Origin of the sequence: Microbacterium sufflavum, from assembly GCF_023091155.1 — a bacterium.
Classification (GTDB): Bacteria; Actinomycetota; Actinomycetes; order Actinomycetales; family Microbacteriaceae; genus Microbacterium; species Microbacterium sufflavum.
In genome coordinates this window covers 429,690-446,523 of the sequence record NZ_JAHWXK010000001.1, presented here as the reverse complement: position 1 = coordinate 446,523, position 16,834 = coordinate 429,690, and the positions used below count along the sequence as shown (strand labels likewise).

The 16,834-nt window shown below is 69.8% G+C and carries 14 protein-coding genes and 1 tRNA gene; 11 read left to right on the top strand and 4 right to left on the bottom strand.

Annotation, left to right across the window (positions count from 1 at the left end):
- Positions 1 to 53 precede the first annotated feature (53 nt).
- The 4 genes from KZC56_RS02295 to KZC56_RS02280 all read left to right on the top strand — a co-directional run bounded on the left by KZC56_RS02295 (position 54) and on the right by KZC56_RS02280 (position 4,660).
- The gene (locus KZC56_RS02295) at positions 54 to 2,585 is read left to right on the top strand and encodes an ATP-dependent Clp protease ATP-binding subunit (protein WP_136034677.1); all 2,532 of its coding nucleotides are present in this window, start codon (positions 54 to 56) and stop codon (positions 2,583 to 2,585) included.
- Between the two features lie 105 nt (positions 2,586 to 2,690).
- The gene (locus tag KZC56_RS02290; RefSeq protein WP_136034679.1) at positions 2,691 to 3,191 is read left to right on the top strand and encodes an amino-acid N-acetyltransferase; all 501 of its coding nucleotides are present in this window, start codon (positions 2,691 to 2,693) and stop codon (positions 3,189 to 3,191) included.
- A 60-nt stretch (positions 3,192 to 3,251) separates the two neighbouring features.
- Complete coding sequence (locus KZC56_RS02285; protein ID WP_247637772.1) at positions 3,252 to 3,896, top strand: hypothetical protein; 645 nt, start codon at positions 3,252 to 3,254, stop codon at positions 3,894 to 3,896.
- A 353-nt stretch (positions 3,897 to 4,249) separates the two neighbouring features.
- Complete coding sequence (locus KZC56_RS02280; RefSeq protein WP_136034683.1) at positions 4,250 to 4,660, top strand: dehydrogenase; 411 nt, start codon at positions 4,250 to 4,252, stop codon at positions 4,658 to 4,660.
- 15 nt (positions 4,661 to 4,675) lie between these two features.
- Here the strand turns inward: KZC56_RS02280 and radA are convergent, their stop codons facing one another.
- Positions 4,676 to 6,043, bottom strand: coding sequence for a DNA repair protein RadA (gene radA, locus KZC56_RS02275; RefSeq protein WP_136034686.1), 1,368 nt, complete (start codon positions 6,041 to 6,043; stop codon positions 4,676 to 4,678).
- Between the two features lie 100 nt (positions 6,044 to 6,143).
- Between radA and KZC56_RS02270 the strand changes: the two genes are divergently transcribed.
- The 5 genes from KZC56_RS02270 to cydC are packed head-to-tail and all read left to right on the top strand — an operon-like array spanning position 6,144 to position 12,628.
- Positions 6,144 to 6,821, top strand: a complete 678-nt coding sequence (locus tag KZC56_RS02270; protein ID WP_247637771.1) for a helix-turn-helix transcriptional regulator — start codon at positions 6,144 to 6,146, stop codon at positions 6,819 to 6,821.
- Positions 6,808 to 8,223 carry a cytochrome ubiquinol oxidase subunit I gene (locus KZC56_RS02265; protein ID WP_136034689.1) on the top strand — a complete coding sequence of 472 codons (1,416 nt, stop codon included), beginning with the start codon at positions 6,808 to 6,810 and terminating at the stop codon, positions 8,221 to 8,223. The genes KZC56_RS02270 and KZC56_RS02265 overlap by 14 nt, the downstream gene beginning before the upstream one ends.
- 14 nt (positions 8,224 to 8,237) lie before the next feature.
- Positions 8,238 to 9,266: a cytochrome d ubiquinol oxidase subunit II gene (gene cydB, locus KZC56_RS02260; RefSeq protein WP_136034691.1), complete on the top strand. Its 1,029-nt coding sequence runs from the start codon at positions 8,238 to 8,240 to the stop codon at positions 9,264 to 9,266.
- 30 nt (positions 9,267 to 9,296) lie between these two features.
- Positions 9,297 to 10,964 (top strand): thiol reductant ABC exporter subunit CydD, encoded by a 1,668-nt coding sequence (gene cydD / locus KZC56_RS02255; RefSeq protein WP_247637770.1) that lies wholly within the window; start codon positions 9,297 to 9,299, stop codon positions 10,962 to 10,964.
- Complete coding sequence (cydC, locus tag KZC56_RS02250; RefSeq protein ID WP_247637769.1) at positions 10,961 to 12,628, top strand: thiol reductant ABC exporter subunit CydC; 1,668 nt, start codon at positions 10,961 to 10,963, stop codon at positions 12,626 to 12,628. Before cydD ends, cydC begins: the two co-directional genes overlap by 4 nt.
- Positions 12,629 to 12,664: 36 nt before the next feature.
- On the opposite strand, the gene KZC56_RS02245 is transcribed toward cydC, so the two are convergent.
- Positions 12,665 to 13,441: a hypothetical protein gene (locus KZC56_RS02245; protein WP_136034697.1), complete on the bottom strand. Its 777-nt coding sequence runs from the start codon at positions 13,439 to 13,441 to the stop codon at positions 12,665 to 12,667.
- A gap of 140 nt (positions 13,442 to 13,581) precedes the next feature.
- Here KZC56_RS02245 and KZC56_RS02240 point away from each other — a divergent pair, with 140 nt between their 5' ends.
- Positions 13,582 to 14,628 (top strand): hypothetical protein, encoded by a 1,047-nt coding sequence (locus tag KZC56_RS02240; protein WP_136044461.1) that lies wholly within the window; start codon positions 13,582 to 13,584, stop codon positions 14,626 to 14,628.
- A 45-nt stretch (positions 14,629 to 14,673) separates the two neighbouring features.
- Positions 14,674 to 14,764: transfer RNA gene (locus KZC56_RS02235), tRNA-Ser, on the top strand.
- 62 nt (positions 14,765 to 14,826) lie between these two features.
- Here KZC56_RS02235 and KZC56_RS02230 read toward each other — a convergent pair.
- Entirely contained in the window at positions 14,827 to 15,939 is a 1,113-nt protein-coding gene (locus KZC56_RS02230) for a site-specific integrase (RefSeq protein WP_247637768.1), read from the bottom strand.
- A complete protein-coding gene (locus KZC56_RS02225) occupies positions 15,926 to 16,708 on the bottom strand; it encodes a hypothetical protein (RefSeq protein ID WP_247637767.1) in 783 nt (260 codons plus the stop codon). Before KZC56_RS02225 ends, KZC56_RS02230 begins: the two co-directional genes overlap by 14 nt.
- Positions 16,709 to 16,834: the final 126 nt, after the last annotated feature.

Genomic DNA, 16,834 nt, shown 5'->3' with positions numbered 1-16,834 from the left:
CTCGATGTACAAGCGCTTCATGCGTCTTCGCCCCGTGCGAATAAGGAGTCAACATGTTCGAGAGATTCACGGACCGAGCCCGTCGAGTGGTCGTCCTCGCCCAAGAAGAGGCGAAGATGCTCAACCACAACTACATCGGCACCGAGCACATCCTGCTCGGCCTCATCCACGAGGGCGAGGGCGTCGCAGCCAAGGCGCTGGAGTCGCTCGGCATCTCCCTCGACGCCGTGCGCGAGCAGGTGCAGGACATCATCGGCCAGGGTCAGCAGCAGCCGACCGGCCACATCCCGTTCACGCCGCGCGCCAAGAAGGTGCTCGAGCTCAGCCTCCGCGAGGCTCTGCAGCTCGGCCACAACTACATCGGCACCGAGCACATCCTCCTCGGCCTCATCCGTGAGGGCGAGGGCGTGGCCGCCCAGGTGCTGGTCAAGCTCGGCGCCGACCTCAACAAGGTGCGCCAGCAGGTCATCCAGCTGCTGTCCGGCGCTCCGGGGCGCGAGCCCGCGTCGGTCGGCGCGCAGACCAACGACTCGCCCGCCGGCGCCCAGGGTGGCTCCGCGGTGCTCGACCAGTTCGGTCGCAACCTCACCCAGGCCGCGCGCGACAACAAGCTCGACCCGGTGATCGGGCGCGAGAAGGAGGCGGAGCGGGTCATGCAGATCCTCTCCCGCCGCTCCAAGAACAACCCCGTCCTGATCGGTGAGCCCGGCGTCGGCAAGACCGCCGTCGTCGAGGGCCTGGCGCAGGCGATCGTCAAGGGCGATGTGCCGGAGACGCTGAAGGACAAGCAGCTCTACTCGCTCGACCTCGGCTCTCTCATCGCCGGTTCCCGCTACCGCGGCGACTTCGAGGAGCGCCTGAAGAAGGTCACCAAGGAGATCCGCACGCGCGGCGACATCATCGTCTTCATCGACGAGATCCACACCCTCGTGGGTGCGGGTGCCGCCGAGGGCGCGATCGACGCGGCGAGCATCCTCAAGCCGCTGCTCGCCCGCGGTGAACTCCAGACGATCGGCGCCACCACGCTCGACGAGTACCGCAAGCACTTCGAGAAGGACGCCGCTCTCGAGCGCCGCTTCCAGCCGGTGCAGGTGAACGAGCCGACGCTGCCGCACGCGATCAACATCCTCAAGGGGCTGCGCGACCGCTACGAGGCGCACCACAAGGTGCAGATCACCGACGGCGCGATCGTGGCCGCGGCGAACCTCGCCGACCGCTACGTCTCCGACCGGTTCCTCCCCGACAAGGCGATCGACCTGATCGACGAGGCCGGCGCGCGCCTGCGTCTGTCGATCCTGTCGAGCCCGCCCGAGCTGCGGGAGTTCGACGAGAAGATCGCCGCCGTGCGCGAGCAGAAGGAGCTCGCCTCCGAGGAGCAGGACTTCGAGAAGGCCGCGTCGCTGCGCGACGAGGAGAAGAGCCTGCTCGCCGAGCGGCTGCGCCTCGAGAAGCAGTGGCGTGCGGGCGACGTCGCGACCCAGGCGGTCGTCGACGAGGGCCTGATCGCCGAGGTGCTCGCGCAGGCCACGGGCATCCCCGTGTTCAAGCTGACCGAGGAGGAGTCCAGCCGACTCGTCTTCATGGAGAAGGCGCTGCACCAGCGCGTTATCGGTCAGGAGGAGGCCATTGCGGCCCTCTCCAAGACCATCCGTCGTCAGCGTGCGGGCCTCAAGGACCCGAAGCGCCCCTCCGGTTCGTTCATCTTCGCCGGCCCCACGGGCGTCGGAAAGACGGAGCTTGCCAAGGCGCTCGCGGAGTTCCTGTTCGACGACGAGGCCGCGCTCATCTCGCTCGACATGAGCGAGTTCGGCGAGAAGCACACCGTCTCGCGGCTGTTCGGTGCCCCTCCCGGGTTCGTCGGCTTCGAAGAGGGCGGTCAGCTCACCGAGAAGGTGCGGCGCAAGCCGTTCAGCGTGGTGCTGTTCGACGAGATCGAGAAGGCCCACCCCGACATCTTCAACTCGCTGCTGCAGATCCTCGAGGAGGGTCGCCTCACCGACGGTCAGGGTCGGATCGTGGACTTCAAGAACACGGTCATCATCATGACCACCAACCTCGGTGCACGCGACATCGCCGGCGGCCCCGTGGGCTTCCAGATCGAGGGCAACAACGCCACCAGCTACGAGCGGATGAAGGGCAAGGTCAACGAGGAGCTCAAGCGGCACTTCAAGCCCGAGTTCCTCAACCGTGTCGACGACATCATCGTCTTCCCGCAGCTGAGCAAGGACGAGCTGGTGCAGATCGTGGACCTGTTCACGAAGCGCCTCGGCGAGCGTCTGCTCGACCGCGACATGACGATCGAGCTGTCGCAGGCCGCCAAGGAGCGTCTGATCGAGATCGGCTTCGACCCGGCTCTGGGCGCCCGGCCGCTGCGTCGCGCGATGCAGCACGAGATCGAGGACCGTCTGTCGGAGAAGATCCTGCACGGCGAGCTCGACTCGGGCGACCACGTGAAGGTCGACGCGAAGGACGGGGAGTTCCTGTTCGAGCACGGTCCGCGCGGCGAGAAGGTCGCGGTCGGTGTCAACACCGGCGGCGGCGCCATCGCCGGTACGCCCGACCTGGCGATCACCGGCAACGACTGATCCCACCCGGGTCGTGAGCCCGGACGTGAAGGGGCGGATGCTGCGGCATCCGCCCCTTCCTCGTGTCTGGGAGGCGCACGGAGGGTGCGGTTCTAGGCTGGTCGGGTGAGCGACTACATCGTCCGGCCCGCCCGCAGCGCCGATATCGTCAGCATCCGCAACCTGCTCCAGCCGCTCGTGGAGCAGCGCATCCTGCTCGGCAAAGACCTGGCGGTGCTGTACGGCGCGGTGCAGGAGTTCGTGGTGGCGGAGGCCGACGGCGAGCTGATCGGCTGCGGCGCCCTGCACGTGATCTGGGAGGACCTCGGCGAGGTGCGCACCCTGCTCGTGCGCGACGACTGGCTGCACCACGGCATCGGTCGCGCGATCGTCGAGCGCCTGGAGGAGAACGCGCGCGCACTCGGACTGACGCGCCTGTTCTGCCTCACGTTCGAGGTCGATTTCTTCGGCCGCCGCGGCTTCACCCCCATCGGCGAGCAGGTCGTCGATCCCGACGTGTACTCGCAGCTGCTGCGCAGTGGAGACGCGGGTGTCGAGGAGTTCCTCGACCTGGCGCACGTCAAGCCGAACACGCTCGGCAACACCCGGATGCTCAAGGTGCTCTGAGGTCCGACGGGCGCACGACGCCTCCCAGGATCGCGGGGCTCGATCGCTTAACCTGGAAGCATGCCCCGTCGTTCCGCCGCCGTCTACCGTCGTCGGCGTCTGGTGGTGCTGCTCGGGCTGATCCTGGTCCTCGCGGTGATCGGGGTGTCGGTGTGGCTGCTGGTCGCGCGCCCCTGGGCCGCCGCGACCGATGCGACCCCGGCTGCGACGTCCTCCTCGACGACCGAGACGACGCCGCCGCCCACGGGTTCCGCGAGCCCGGCGCCCACTCCGAGCGCCTCCGAGACGCCCGCTGTCGTGGCCTGCCAGGCGAAGGACATCGAGGTCACGGCTGTCACCGACGCCGACACCTACGCGGCGGGCGTCACCCCGCGCCTGTCGATCTCGCTGACGAACAAGGGCACCACGGACTGCACGATCGACGTGGGGTCGAGCACCCAGGTGTTCACGGTGTCGAGCGGCGCGGACGTGTGGTGGCGGTCGACGGACTGCCAGGAGAACCCGAGCAGCATGATCGCGACGCTCACCGCCGGATCGACCGTGGTGAGCAAGGAGCCCGTGGTGTGGGACCGCACCCGGTCGAGCGTGGAGACGTGCGCGCAGGAGAACCGGCAGCGGGCGCCCGGTGGCGGCGCGTCGTACCATGTGGCCGTGTCGATCGGCGGCTTCCCCAGCGCCACGACGGCGCAGTTCCTGCTCTACTGATCGCACGCTACGGCTTTGCGGGCGATCCGGCCGTGCGGCTTCGGATTGCTTCGTCTGCTGCGGCAACCGATCCGAATTGCGGCGACCTTCGCGTCGGAGGGCCTCTTGTGCTGACACGAGTCGTTCTTTGGGATACCATAGACATGACTCTCCGCCTATGCGGCATAAGCCATCCCCAGTGGCGTCGAACTACAGCGTCCCCAGCGCTTCGACACCGCCGCTCGAGAGTCCGAGGGCCCTCTCGAGTACCCCAGTCCCCAATGGAGGACTCGAGAGGGCCCCAATCTTTTTCCCGCGCCGGCCGGAGGTCGCCGTGGAGCCGCGCTCGTCGTGTCGATGCCTAAGCTGGAGACATGGCTGCGAAGAAGGCGAAGTCCGGCAAGAAGAAGCCCGCACCCGAGGACTTCCGGTCCGAGGCGCTGGCGGTGGCCCTGGAGAAGCAGGACGTGGCCGCGGTCGCCCTGGCCCTGCGGCACGGCACGACCGTCGTCCCGCTCATCAAGCCCGGTGCGCGCGACAACCCGCTCGACGGCGGCGAGGTGTGGACGTACCGCGACCCGAACACGGGCGACCTGGCGCTGCTGCTCTTCAGCGACGCGAAGAACAAGCCGGCCAACCTGCCGCCCGGTGTGGGCATCTACGACGCGGCCTGGCTGCGGCGGTTCCTCTCCGCCCACCCCATCACGACCGTGTTCCTCGACATCGCCGGTCCCCATCCCATGCAGGCGGATCCGGTCGAGCTGCTCAAGGCGCTCGACGCCTGATCGCGGCGCCGCGGCTCAGAACGGCGGGATGTCGCGGTCGGGACGCCGGGCCGCGTTCCGCGAGCGGATGTCGCCCAGGGCGGCGCGCAGCGTTTTCGACCGGTCGTCGACCACCTGCTCGTAGCCCAGCCGCGCCGCCTCCGTCCGGCGCTGCGCGGCCTGCGTGACCGGCCGCACCTCGCCCGCCAGGCTGAGCTCGCCCACCGCGGCGACCGTGCGCGGCACCGAGATCATCTGGATGGACCCCGCCACCGCGATCGCGATCGCGAGGTCGGCCGCGGGCTCGGTGAACCGCACGCCGCCCACCGTGGAGACGTACACGTCGAGGCTGCCCGTGGGCACCCCGGCCCGGCGCTCCAGGATGGCCAGCACCATCGCGACGCGCGACGCGTCGAGCCCGTGCACGATGCGCCGGGGGTTCGGGGCGTTGCTGGGCACCGTGAGCGCCTGCACCTCCACCGGCAGCGCGCGGCGGCCCTCCAGCGAGATCGCGACGCACGTGCCGGGCTCGGACGCCCCCTGAGACAGGAAGAGCCCGGACGGATCGGGCACCTCGGCGATGCCGTCGCCGGTCATCTCGAAGCACCCCACCTCGTCGGTCGGCCCGAAGCGGTTCTTGAGCGCGCGGATGAAGCGCAGCGACGTCTGCCGGTCGCCCTCGAAGTGGCACACCACGTCGACCAGGTGCTCCAGCACGCGGGGGCCGGCGACCTGCCCGTCTTTCGTGACGTGACCGACGATGATGATCGGCAGGTCCCGCTCCTTGGCGACGCGGATGAGGGTCGCGGCGACCTCGCGCACCTGGCTGGGCTGTCCTGCCGCGCCGTCGGTCAGTGACGACGACACCGTCTGCACGGAGTCGACGATCACGAGCTGCGGCTGCACCTCGTCGATGTGACCGAGGATCGTGGCGAGGTCGGTCTCGCTCGCCAGGTACAGCTCGTCGTGCAGCGCGCCGGTGCGCTCGGCGCGCAGCCGCACCTGAGCGGGGGACTCCTCGGCGCTCGCGTACAGCACCCGCCGCCCGGCACGTGCCGCCTGCGCGGCGACCTCGAGCAGCAGCGTGGACTTGCCGACGCCCGGCTCGCCGCTGAGCAGGATGGCGGCGCCGGGCACGATGCCGCCGCCCAGCACGCGGTCGAACTCGCCGACCCCGCTCGTGCGCCGGGGTGCATCCTGTGTCGTGATCTGCGTGATCGGTCGGGCGGCGCGATCGGCGGTGGGTGCGAGGGCGTTCACGCGTCGGAGGATGCCGGTCTGGGCGGCCTGCTCCTGCACGGTTCCCCACTGCTGGCACTCGCCGCAGCGGCCGACCCATTTCGCCGTCGTCCACCCGCACTCCGTGCACACGTACGCAGGGGGAGCGGGTTTCCGGGTGGCCATGCCCCCAGGCTATCGGCGGGATCAGACATCCCTATCGCGCGGGTGATTATTCACGGCCCGGTGCCCCAACAGGGGTGTGGATCGCCAGAATAATGGAGACATGTCCAACGGCGGGTCCGTCTGCGGACCGATCTCGAGCTACTCCCGGGTGCGCATCCTGCATCTGCTCTTCGAGGCGGGGGTGACCGGTGCGTCCCGGCACCTCACGATCGGGGAACTGTGCGAGGCCACCGGCCTGCACGCCAACACCGTCCGCGAGCACCTGCAGCGCCTCATCGAGGGCGGCTACGTGATCCCCGAGGTGGAGCACCGCACCACCCGCGGCCGCCCGCGCACGCTTTACCGCGCCGCGACCGGTGCGTCCGACGCATCGAGCCCGGTCGCCAGGGACAAGGCCAAGGCGGCGGCCCGTCGCGGCGACCTGCTGCGCAGCGTGGTGCCCTCCGCGGCCCCGAGCGCCCTCGGCCGTGACGCCGTGCACCAGCTCGACGCCCTGGTCGAGCACCTGGAGGAGAGCGGCTTCGAACCGGTCGTCGACGACCGCGTGCTGACGGTCGACCTGAGCCCGTGCCCGCACGCCGCCGGCCGTCCCGAAGACCGCCCGCTCCTGTGCCAGGTGCACCTGGGCCTCATGCAGAGCGTGCTGACCGAGGCCGGGGGACCGCTCGTCGCCGCGTGCGTGCGCGACGCTCAGAGCCCATCGGAGTGCACCGTGCAGCTGCGCGACACCACGACGCAGCAGTCCGACAGAAGAGGAGTCGCGCATGGAATGGCTTGATCCGCTCGTCCTGTCCCGATGGCAGTTCGGGCTGACGACCGTCTACCACTACCTCTTCGTGCCGCTGACGATCGGCATGGCCCTGGTGGCCGCGATCTTCCAGACGGCGTGGGTGCGCACCGGCAAGGTGCAGTACCTCCACCTCACCCGCTTCTTCGGCAAGATCTTCCTGATCAACTTCGCCATGGGCGTGGTCACCGGCATCGTGCAGGAGTTCCAGTTCGGCATGAACTGGTCGGACTACTCCCGCTTCGTCGGCGACGTGTTCGGAGCCCCGCTGGCCTTCGAGGGTCTCCTCGCCTTCTTCTTCGAGGCGACCTTCATCGGCCTGTGGATCTTCGGCTGGGACAAGCTGCCGCAGAAGCTGCACCTCGCGACCATCTGGTGCGTCTCGATCGGCAGCATCCTGTCGGCGTACTTCATCATCGCGGCGAACGCGTTCATGCAGAACCCGGTCGGCTACACGTTCAACGAGGCGACCAACCGTGCCGAGCTCACCGACTTCTGGGCGCTGCTGACCAACCCGGTGGCGCTCGCCGCCTTCCCGCACACCATCTTCGGCGCGCTCATGTTCGCCGCCGGTGTCGTCATCTCGGTCTCGGCCTGGCACCTGGCGCGGGGCCAGCACTTCGACACCATGCGCGTCTCCCTCAAGTTCGGGCTGTGGGCCATGATCTTCTCCACCGCGGGCGTGGTGCTCACCGGCGACCAGCTGGGCCTGGCGATGTACGCCGCGCAACCCATGAAGATGGCCGCCGCCGAGGCGACGTTCAACACCGTGTGCGGACCGGACGCCTCCTTCAGCCTGTTCACGCTCGGCACGCCGGACGGCAGCTCCGAGCTGTTCTCCATCCGCGTCCCGTACCTGCTGTCGCTGCTGTCGACGCACACGCTCGACGCGTGCGTGCACGGCATCAACGACCTCAACGCCGAGTACGCCCAGACCTACGCCGCCACGGGCCTGACCGACTTCGCCCCGATCCTGTGGGTCACGTACTGGTCGTTCCGCTGGATGATCGGCCTCGGCATGGCCGCCGCCCTCGTCGCGGTCGCCGGCCTCTGGGTCACCCGCAAGAACGCCAAGAAGCCGGTCGCCCCGTGGATGTGGAAGGTCGCGATCTGGTCGTTCCCGCTCGCGCTCGCCGCCAACATCATGGGCTGGGTGTTCACCGAGATGGGTCGGCAGCCGTGGATCGTGTTCGGGCTGATGTCCACGCGAGACGGCGTCTCGCCCGGTGTCAGCGGTGTCGAGGTGCTCATCTCGCTGATCGCCTTCACCGCGATCTACGCCGCCCTCGCGGTGGTCGAGGTGCGGTTGATCGTGAAGGCCGCCCAGAAGGGGCCGGACACCGATGAACAGCCCCATGAGGAGACGGCTCAGCTGCCGTCGGTCGTGTACTGAGAGGAAGGAGCATCATGGATCTCGCAACGCTCTGGTTCTGGATCGTCGCCTTCCTCTTCGTGGGGTACTTCGTGCTCGACGGATTCGACTTCGGCGTCGGCATGTCGCTGCCGTTCCTCGGCAAGGACGACGTCTCCCGCCGGCAGGTCATCAACACGATCGGCCCGGTGTGGGACCTCAACGAGACGTGGGTCATCGTGGCCGGTGCCTCGCTGTTCGCGTCGTTCCCCGAGTGGTACGCCACCCTCTTCAGCGGGTTCTACCTGCCGCTGCTGCTCATCCTGCTCGCGCTCATCCTGCGCGGCGTCTCGTTCGAGTACCGCCACCAGCGCGAGAGCAGGAAGTGGAAGCAGGGCTTCGACCGGATGATCGTGATCGGCTCGGTCGTGCCCGCGCTGCTGTGGGGCGTCGCCTTCGGCAACATCGTGCAGGGCGTCGCGATCGACGAGAACCACATCTACGTCGGCGGCTTCTTCTCGCTGCTCAACCCGTACGCGCTGCTGGTCGGCGTGACCACCCTGCTGCTGTTCTTCCTGCACGGCGTGCTGTTCGTGGCGCTCAAGACCGACGGGCAGGTGCACGCCGACGCCCGGAAGCTCGCCGCCCGCGCAGCCGTGCCCACCGTGATCGCCGCCGCCGCGACCGTGCTGTGGACGTACTTCCTCGCCGCAGGGCGCGAGGCGCCGCTGCTGTGGCTGGTCGCGGGTGCCGGTGCCATCGCCGCGGTGTCGCTCATCGCCGCGATCGTGCTGTCGCTGCGGGGCCGAGACGGCCAGGCCTTCACCGCGGGCATCGTCACGGTGCTGACGGCCGTGGTGATGCTGTTCGCCGCGCTGTTCCCGTTCGTCATGCCGTCGACCATCGACCCGGCGTTCAGCCTGACGATCGCGAACGCGTCGAGCACCCCGTACACGCTGCAGATCATGACCTGGACCGCGCTGATCGCGCTGCCGCTCGTCATCGCGTACCAGACCTGGACATACTGGGTGTTCCGCAAGCGCGTCACCCGCAGCTCGATCGAGGGGGCGCCGGCCCACGCGTGACCCTGCCCCGCCCCCGATGATCGCCCCCGCATGAAACCCGTCGACCCGAGACTGCTGCGCTACGCGGCCGCCGCCCGTGGGTACCTCGCGGCCTCCGCGGTGATCGGCGTCGCCCAGACCGCGGTCACGATCGCGTTCGCCTGGCTGCTGACCGAGGCCATCACGGGAGCGATCGCCGGCCGAGACGTCACCGTGGTGCTGCTCACGCTGCTCGCGACGGCCCTGGTGCGCGGGCTGCTGATCGCCGCGTCCGACGCCGCGGGCACACGGGCGGCCGCGCGCACGGGCATGCAGCTGCGGTCCGCGCTCGTGGCGGCCGTCGGGCGCCTCGGGCCGGGGTGGCTGGCGCAGCGGAACCAGACGGCGCTCGCGGTGACCGCGGGGCACGGGCTGGAGGCGCTCGACGCCTACTTCGCCCGGTACATCCCGCAGCTGGTGCTCACAGCGATCGCGACACCCGTGCTGGTCGCGGTCATGTGGTGGCAGGACTGGCCGAGCGGGCTCACGGCCCTCATCACCCTGCCGCTCATCCCGCTCTTCCTCATCCTGATCGGCATCGCCACCCGCACCGTGCAGAAGCGGCAGTGGCAGACGCTGCAGCGACTGGCCGCCCGGTTCGCCGACACCGTGCAGGGACTGTCGACGCTGCGCCTGTTCGGCCGCGACGCCCGGGCGGCCGACCGCATCGAGGCCACCGCCGACGACTACCGTCGCGAGACCATGAAGGTGCTGCGGTTCTCGTTCCTGTCGGGCTTCTCCATGGAGCTGCTGTCGTCGCTGGCGGTGGCGCTCATCGCGGTCGCGGTGGGGTTCCGGCTGCTGTCGGGCGAGCTCACGCTCGAGGTCGGGCTGTTCGTGCTGCTGCTGGCGCCCGAGGCCTTCCTCCCCATCCGGCAGGTGGGCGTGCAGTTCCACGCGGCGGCGGAGGGGGTCGCCGCGACCGAGGACGTGTTCGCGGTGCTCGACGAGGCGCGGGGCGACGGCTCCGGCGTACACGACTCGGGAGCGCCTGCCGCGGTGAGCGCCTCCGGCGCGGTCCGCGGCGCAGCCGCCGTCCGTTCTCCGGAGTCGCGAACCCGCACGGACGGGGCCCTCGTCGTGGAGCAGCTGCGCGTGCGCGACCTGCCGCCCGTGTCGTTCACCGCCGAGCGCGGCACCATCACCCTCATCGAGGGGCCGAGCGGCGCGGGCAAGTCGAGTCTGCTGGCGGCCCTGCGGGGCGCGGTGCCGTTCGCGGGCGAGGCGACGTGGTCCGGGCGTGACGTCCGCGGCCTCGCGTCGTCGGAGTGGCTGGCGTGGGCGGGCCAGTCGCCCGGGCTCATCCGCGGCACGGTGGCGGACAACGTCGCCCTCGGCGACCCGGAGCCCGATGCCGAGCGGGTGCGGAGGGCGCTCGACGCCGCCTGCGCCGAAGGGATCGACCCCGCGCGAGAGCTCGGCGTGCAGGGCAGCGGACTGTCGGGCGGGCAGGCGCAGCGGGTCGCGGTGGCGCGGGCGCTCTACCGCCAGGCGGGGATGCCGCACGCCGTACTCGCGCTCGACGAACCCTCCAGCGCGCTCGACCCCGCCACGGAGGAGCGGCTGTGGTCCTCGCTGCGCGCGCGGGCGGACGCCGGAGCGACCGTGGTGCTGGTCTCCCACCGCCGGTCGGCGCGCGACATCGCCGACCGCGTGGTCGCCCTGGGGGTGAGCGCATGAGCGAGACCACCAGGGCCCGGCGGGTGCGCGAGGTGCTCCGCCTGGCGCAGCCGCCCGTCGCGCGGTTCCTGCCCGGCCTGATCTGGGGCGTGCTGTCGGCGGGCGCGGCCGTGAGCCTGCTCGCGGTGAGCGGCTGGCTGATCGTGAGCGCCTCGATCGTGGACTCGCTCGTGCCGCTGTCGGTGGCCGTGGTCGGGGTGCGGTTCTTCGCCGTGACCCGCGCCGTGACCCGCTACCTCGAGCGGCTCAGCGGGCACGATGCGGCGCTGCGGCAGCTGGCCTCGACGCGCTCCGACCTGGTGCGCCGCCTCATCCCGCTCTCTCCCGCGGGGCTCGGCGCGACCGACCGGGGACAGGTGCTCGCGGCGCTCGTCGACGACGTGGAGAATCTGCAGAACCTGCCGTTGCGGGTGGTGCAGCCGCTCGCGGTGTCGGCGCTCGTCGCCGTGGGGGCTGTGGGGTTCCTCGCCTTCGTGTCGCCCGCGGCCGCGCTGACCCTCGCCGTGTGCCTGGTCGTCGCCGCGCTCGCCGCGATCGGGCTCGGGTGGGTGTTCGGCTCCCGGGCCGAGTCGGCCGTGTCTGCCCGTCGCGCCGAGGTGTCGGCGGCACTGGTCGACTACCTCGGCAGTCTCGACGTGCTGCTCGCCTACGGGGCGGAGGGCCAGGCGCGCGAGCGCATCCGGGTGGCCGACGCCGCCCTGCGCCGGGTCGTGAGCAGGGCCTCGGTCGCCCAGGCCGTCGCCGCGGGCACCGTGTCGCTCGTGGCGGGGGCTGCGTCGGTGTGGGCGCTCGCGGCGGCCGCGCCGGGACTCGCGACCGGGGCGATCGATGCGCCGTGGCTCGCGGTCGCGGTGCTCGTGCCGATGGTGGTGTTCGAGGTGTTCGGGGCCGTGCCGATCGCCGCGGCCTCGTGGCGCAGCGTGCGGGCGAGCGCCGAGCGCATCGTGGACGTGCTGCCGGAGCGCATGCCGTCGGAGCTGCGGACGGACGCGGGGGAGGATGTCGCGTTCGACGGCACACCGCGGCTCACGCTCCGGGGGGTCGCGGCGCAGTGGCCCGGAGGGGTTCCGGCACTGCGCGGCGTCGACCTCGACCTCCGGCCCGGGGAGCGCGTGCTCGTGACCGGTCCGAGCGGTGCGGGCAAGAGCTCGCTCGCGGCCGCGCTGGTCGGGTTCCTCCGCGTGACAGGGGAGTACCGCATCGACGGGCGCGACGCCGCGGCACTGTCGGGTCCGGCGCTGCGCCGCACGATCGGCCTGTGCGAGCAGCACCCGCAGCTGTTCGACGAGGATCTGCGGCAGAACCTCCTGTTCGCCAGGGACACCGCGACCGACGCGAAGCTCCTCGACGCGCTCGACCGCGTGGGGCTCGGGGCGTGGGCGCGCGAGCGCGGGGGCCTCGACGCCAGGGTGGGCGACCGCGGGGCGCTGGTGTCGGGCGGCCAGGCGCAGCGCATCGCCCTCGCCCGCGCGCTGCTCCGGGGGTTCCCGGTGCTGGTGCTCGACGAGCCGACCGCTGGCGTGGACCCCGACGCCTCGGACGCCCTGCTGCGCGACCTGCTCGACGCCGCGGGCGACCAGACGGTGCTGCTGATCTCGCACGTGGATCCTCCCGCGGGAACGGTGGACCGGGTGGTGCGGCTCGACGGCGGTCGCACGCTCTGAGGCGTCGCGCGACCGGCGCGGCGGTGGGGCCCCTGGTCAGACGCTCATGTCGACGGGCGGCTCCATCACGATGCCCTGCGCCTCGAACGCGCGGCGGCGCTCCTCGATGCGGCGGTGCATCTCCACCTGCGCGGCCTCGACCAGGCGCGGGTCGAGCTCGACGGTGGGCGGGTGCGGGTCTCCGTGGTGCGCGGCGATGTAGGCGTCGAGCTCGGGGCCGCTGGTCCACGACGTGATGAGGGCGTACCGCGGGGCCGTGCCGCGGTGCCACACGGCGTGCCAGAACCGCTGCGTGTCGATCACGATGCGGGAGCCGGCGTGCAGGGGCAGACGCACCTCGGTCGCGGGGTCGAAGCGGTCGGAACGGAGGATGAGCATCGACTCCGTGTCGTCGGTGAGGTTGACGTAGCCGCGCACCACCCAGCCCGTGCCCGGTTCGTTGAGCCGGTTGTTGTCGTCCTGGTGCAGGTTGTAGATCGCGTCGGCGTAGTCGTTGGGCTGCAGCTCGATCACGCGGCACCGGCCGATGCCCGCGCCCGGCTCCAGCGCCCGGCTCTGCAGCGTCGGCGCGATCGCGACCTGCGCGTCGATCCACACGCCGTCCTTGTCGGTGCGGGGAGGCGTGCGGTTCCAGAAGCCGTTGCAGTCGATGTCGCCCGCGTAGCTGGTGAGCGGGGCGAAGCGGGTGATGCCGGACGAGCGCCAGCCGACGTACTCCAGGTCGCGCCACTCGGCGGGATCGATGGGGCTCGTGTCGTCGTCGAGGACGACGTAGCCGGTGTCGGCGAGAGCCTCCGAGGTGATGAATGCCATGCTGCTGTCCTTCCCGTCGATGCCACCCCAAGACGGCGGGTTCTTAGGCAATCCTAACCGGCTGGTGCGGAGGTGCCGGGCGCCACGACCGGGCAAAAGGCGCGGGCGGTCACGCTGCACCCCACCGATATCCTGGGGCGATGACGCAGCCCCAGGGTGCCCTTCTCGTGGGCAGTGTGAACTACGACGACGCCGAGACCACGATGCGCACGGCGGCGGAGCTGCTGGGCGACCGCCTGCGCCGCCTCCCCGACGGCGAGGTCGGCAAGCGGTTCCACTGGATCATGTTCCAGCCCGACGTGATCGGCCGGGCCGACGGCATCGAGCGGATCGGCGACGAGCCCATCCCGTTCCCGGCCGGCATCGACGCGCGGGGGCTCCGCCTCGCCGAGGGCGTCGACCCCGCGCGCATCGAGCTGCCCCCGCTCGGGTATGCCGAGGCCGCTCTCGAGTCGTACGCCCTGTTCACCCGGCTCCGCGAGGAGGGTGCCGTGGCGCCGGGCACCCGGTTCCAGGTGTCGCTGCCCACGCCGCTCGCCGTGATCTCCTCGTTCTTCCACGGCGACGACCGCGCGGCGATCGAGCCGGTGTACACCGCGGCCATCCTGCGCGAGCTCGATGAGATCCTCGCCGGGATCCCGCACCACGACCTCGCCGTGCAGTGGGACGTGGCCAGCGAGATGGGCATCATCGAACGCGCGTCGGGCTACGGCGCGGTCATGGAGGCGTGGTGGCCGGGCGATCCGTTCGACGGGCTGGTGTCGCGCCTCGCCGCCCTCGTCGACGCGGTGCCCGCCGACGTCGAGGTGGGGGTGCACCTCTGCTACGGCGACGCGGGGGAGAAGCACTTCTTCGAGCCGTCCGACGCCGGGAACCTCGTGCGCTACGCGAACGCCGTGGCCGCCGCGAGCTCCCGACCGCTCACGTGGCTGCACCTCCCGGTGCCGATCGCCCACGACGACGCGGCCTACTTCGCCCCGCTCGCACAGCTCGAGCCCGTGGACGAGCTGTACCTCGGCCTCGTGCACCGGGAGGACGGTGAGGAGGGCGCGCGTCGACGGATCGCCGCAGCGGCCCCGTACGTGCCGGCGTTCGGCGTCGCCACCGAGTGCGGCATCGGTCGCGCACCCGCCGGCTCGACCGAGGGCATCCTCCGCACGCACGCCGCGGTCGCCGCGGCCTGGTGACCGCTCGATTCGCGCGGCCGCCCCGTGTGTCGTAAACTGATCCGCGGTGACGTGTCCGAGCGGCCGAAGGTGCAACTCTCGAAAAGTTGTGTAGGGTAACCCCCTACCGTGGGTTCAAATCCCACCGTCACCGCCAGAATAGAAGCCCCGCATCCCGTTGGAAACACTGGGATCGCGGGGCTTTTCTGTGCCCGGGATTCAGTCGTTGGACACGTTTGTGGACACATTCACTCGGGAGCGTGCCTGATCTAGCGCGTCCGCTACGGCGTTTAGGTCGTCGTCGAATAGGTCGCTGTACACGTCCAGGGTCATGGCCGCAGACGCGTGGCCAAGCATCCGCTGGACTGCCTTGACGTTCGCGCCGGCGGAGATCGCCAGTGAAGCAGCGGTGTGGCGGAGGCTGTGGGGAGTGACCTTCGGGAAGCTCGGATCGAGGGCCTGCACTCGCTTCACTGAGGCCGCAAACCAGCCGTCACGCGAGTTCGGCAGGCGCATGTGATCGAACCCGTCCCCGAACACGATCGACTCCTGAGACGGGCGTGACGCCACCACCTTCGAGAGCTCGTCAGCTAGAAACGCCGGATAGGGTACCGACCGAGAAGCGTGCGTCTTCGGCGTGCCCACATGCACCGTAGAACCGACCATCACGGCGTTCTCATGCACATTCAATCGGCGCTGCACGACATCGACGTCACGCACTCGAAGCCCGGTCGCCTCGCCCCAACGCAGGCCGGTGTATGCCAGTACCTCGACCACCAACGCGTTTCGACCGGCGGCAGCAGCAAGGCGCGCCACCTGCTCGTGCGTCAGATACGTCTTGCGCATTGCCGTCTTGCGCGGCAGGTTCACACCGCGGGCCGGATTCGAGGGCAATCGCCTGTCCTTGACGGCGACGTCGAGGATCCCAGCGAGCACGCCATAGATGCGCAGCACGGACGTGGGCGATAGATCGGCGGTCAGTTTCGTCACCCAAGCCTGTACCTCGCTGTGCTTGAGCGTGCCAATACTGCGGGCGCCCCAGTGCGGCTCGACGTAGAGCCGCCATGCGCTCTCTACGGGCCTCAACGATGACGGTTTGAGGTGAGACTGGCCGGAAAGCCACGCGGCCCCCAGAACGCCGATCGTGACCTTGCTCTCCGCTGGGTCGACGAACGTGCCCATGCTCTTCGACGACTCGATGCTGTGCATGAACTCACGCGCATCGCGTTTCGTCTTGAAGCCGCGCTTTGACGTCTGCTTCCGATCCGGCGTCCGATATCGCACCCGGTAAAGCGTCTTGCCGCCAGCCGTGTACTCCTCAATCGTGGCCATACGAGGTTCCGATCGAGACTGGCTGCTCGCCATAAACGAGGATGAACTTCTCTTGTCCTGCTCGGATCGCCTCGAGGGCAGCCTCTCTCGATGCAAAGTTGCCTTCAATGGGTCGTCCATTGACGGTCACGGTCACTGTTCCCTCTCGATCCGTCAGTAGTTCGACCCAGACGTCGGGAAGGTCATGACCAGAGGGAATGGTGAGCGACTCGAAGGCTGAGTGATCCGTAGCGCTCACGGCAGACACGCCGGGTGCACGAGCGCTCAGAACATGGCCAAGCTCGCGAGCTTTCGAGATCAATCGTGTGGCGGTGCTCTGGCTGACCCCCAGTTTCTCGGCGACGGTCCTAAGCGGGGGAAGGCCAACGATCGAAGCGATGCGGTAGATTCGCGCAGCTGTGCCGACATGCTCGGGCTGTGCGCGACCGTCTATGGGCTCGATACGCCGCATGAAGTTCAGCCCCCACATGTTCGCGATCATGCCCAGCTGCGGGTTTGCAAACCAAACCACTCCCAGGCCGGCCTTCTGGACGGTCTCCTGTAGCCGAATCTCGCGGAGCACTGCGCCGGTGATCTCTTCAGCATCGGTGCCGCCCCGGTGGACCGTCACCTGATCGACCTGGTACCTGCCGACTTCCTGGTTGAACACCACATCCAGATCAACCGTGGCTGCGCTGTCGTCGATCGCCGTCGTCGCCCGAAAACTGCTGGCGACCCACAGGTCTTCACCGAGGTCGAGCGGGGCCGATGTCATCTTCACGGACGTCATCGTCCCAGTATCCCCCAAATCGAGTTGGGCATGCCTGACTGGCTCTTGCACGCATGGCTCACATCATGTAGTCTCACTTGTGAGCCAAGTGAGCATGCCTGGCTCACTACAACTCAATCTCTCGCC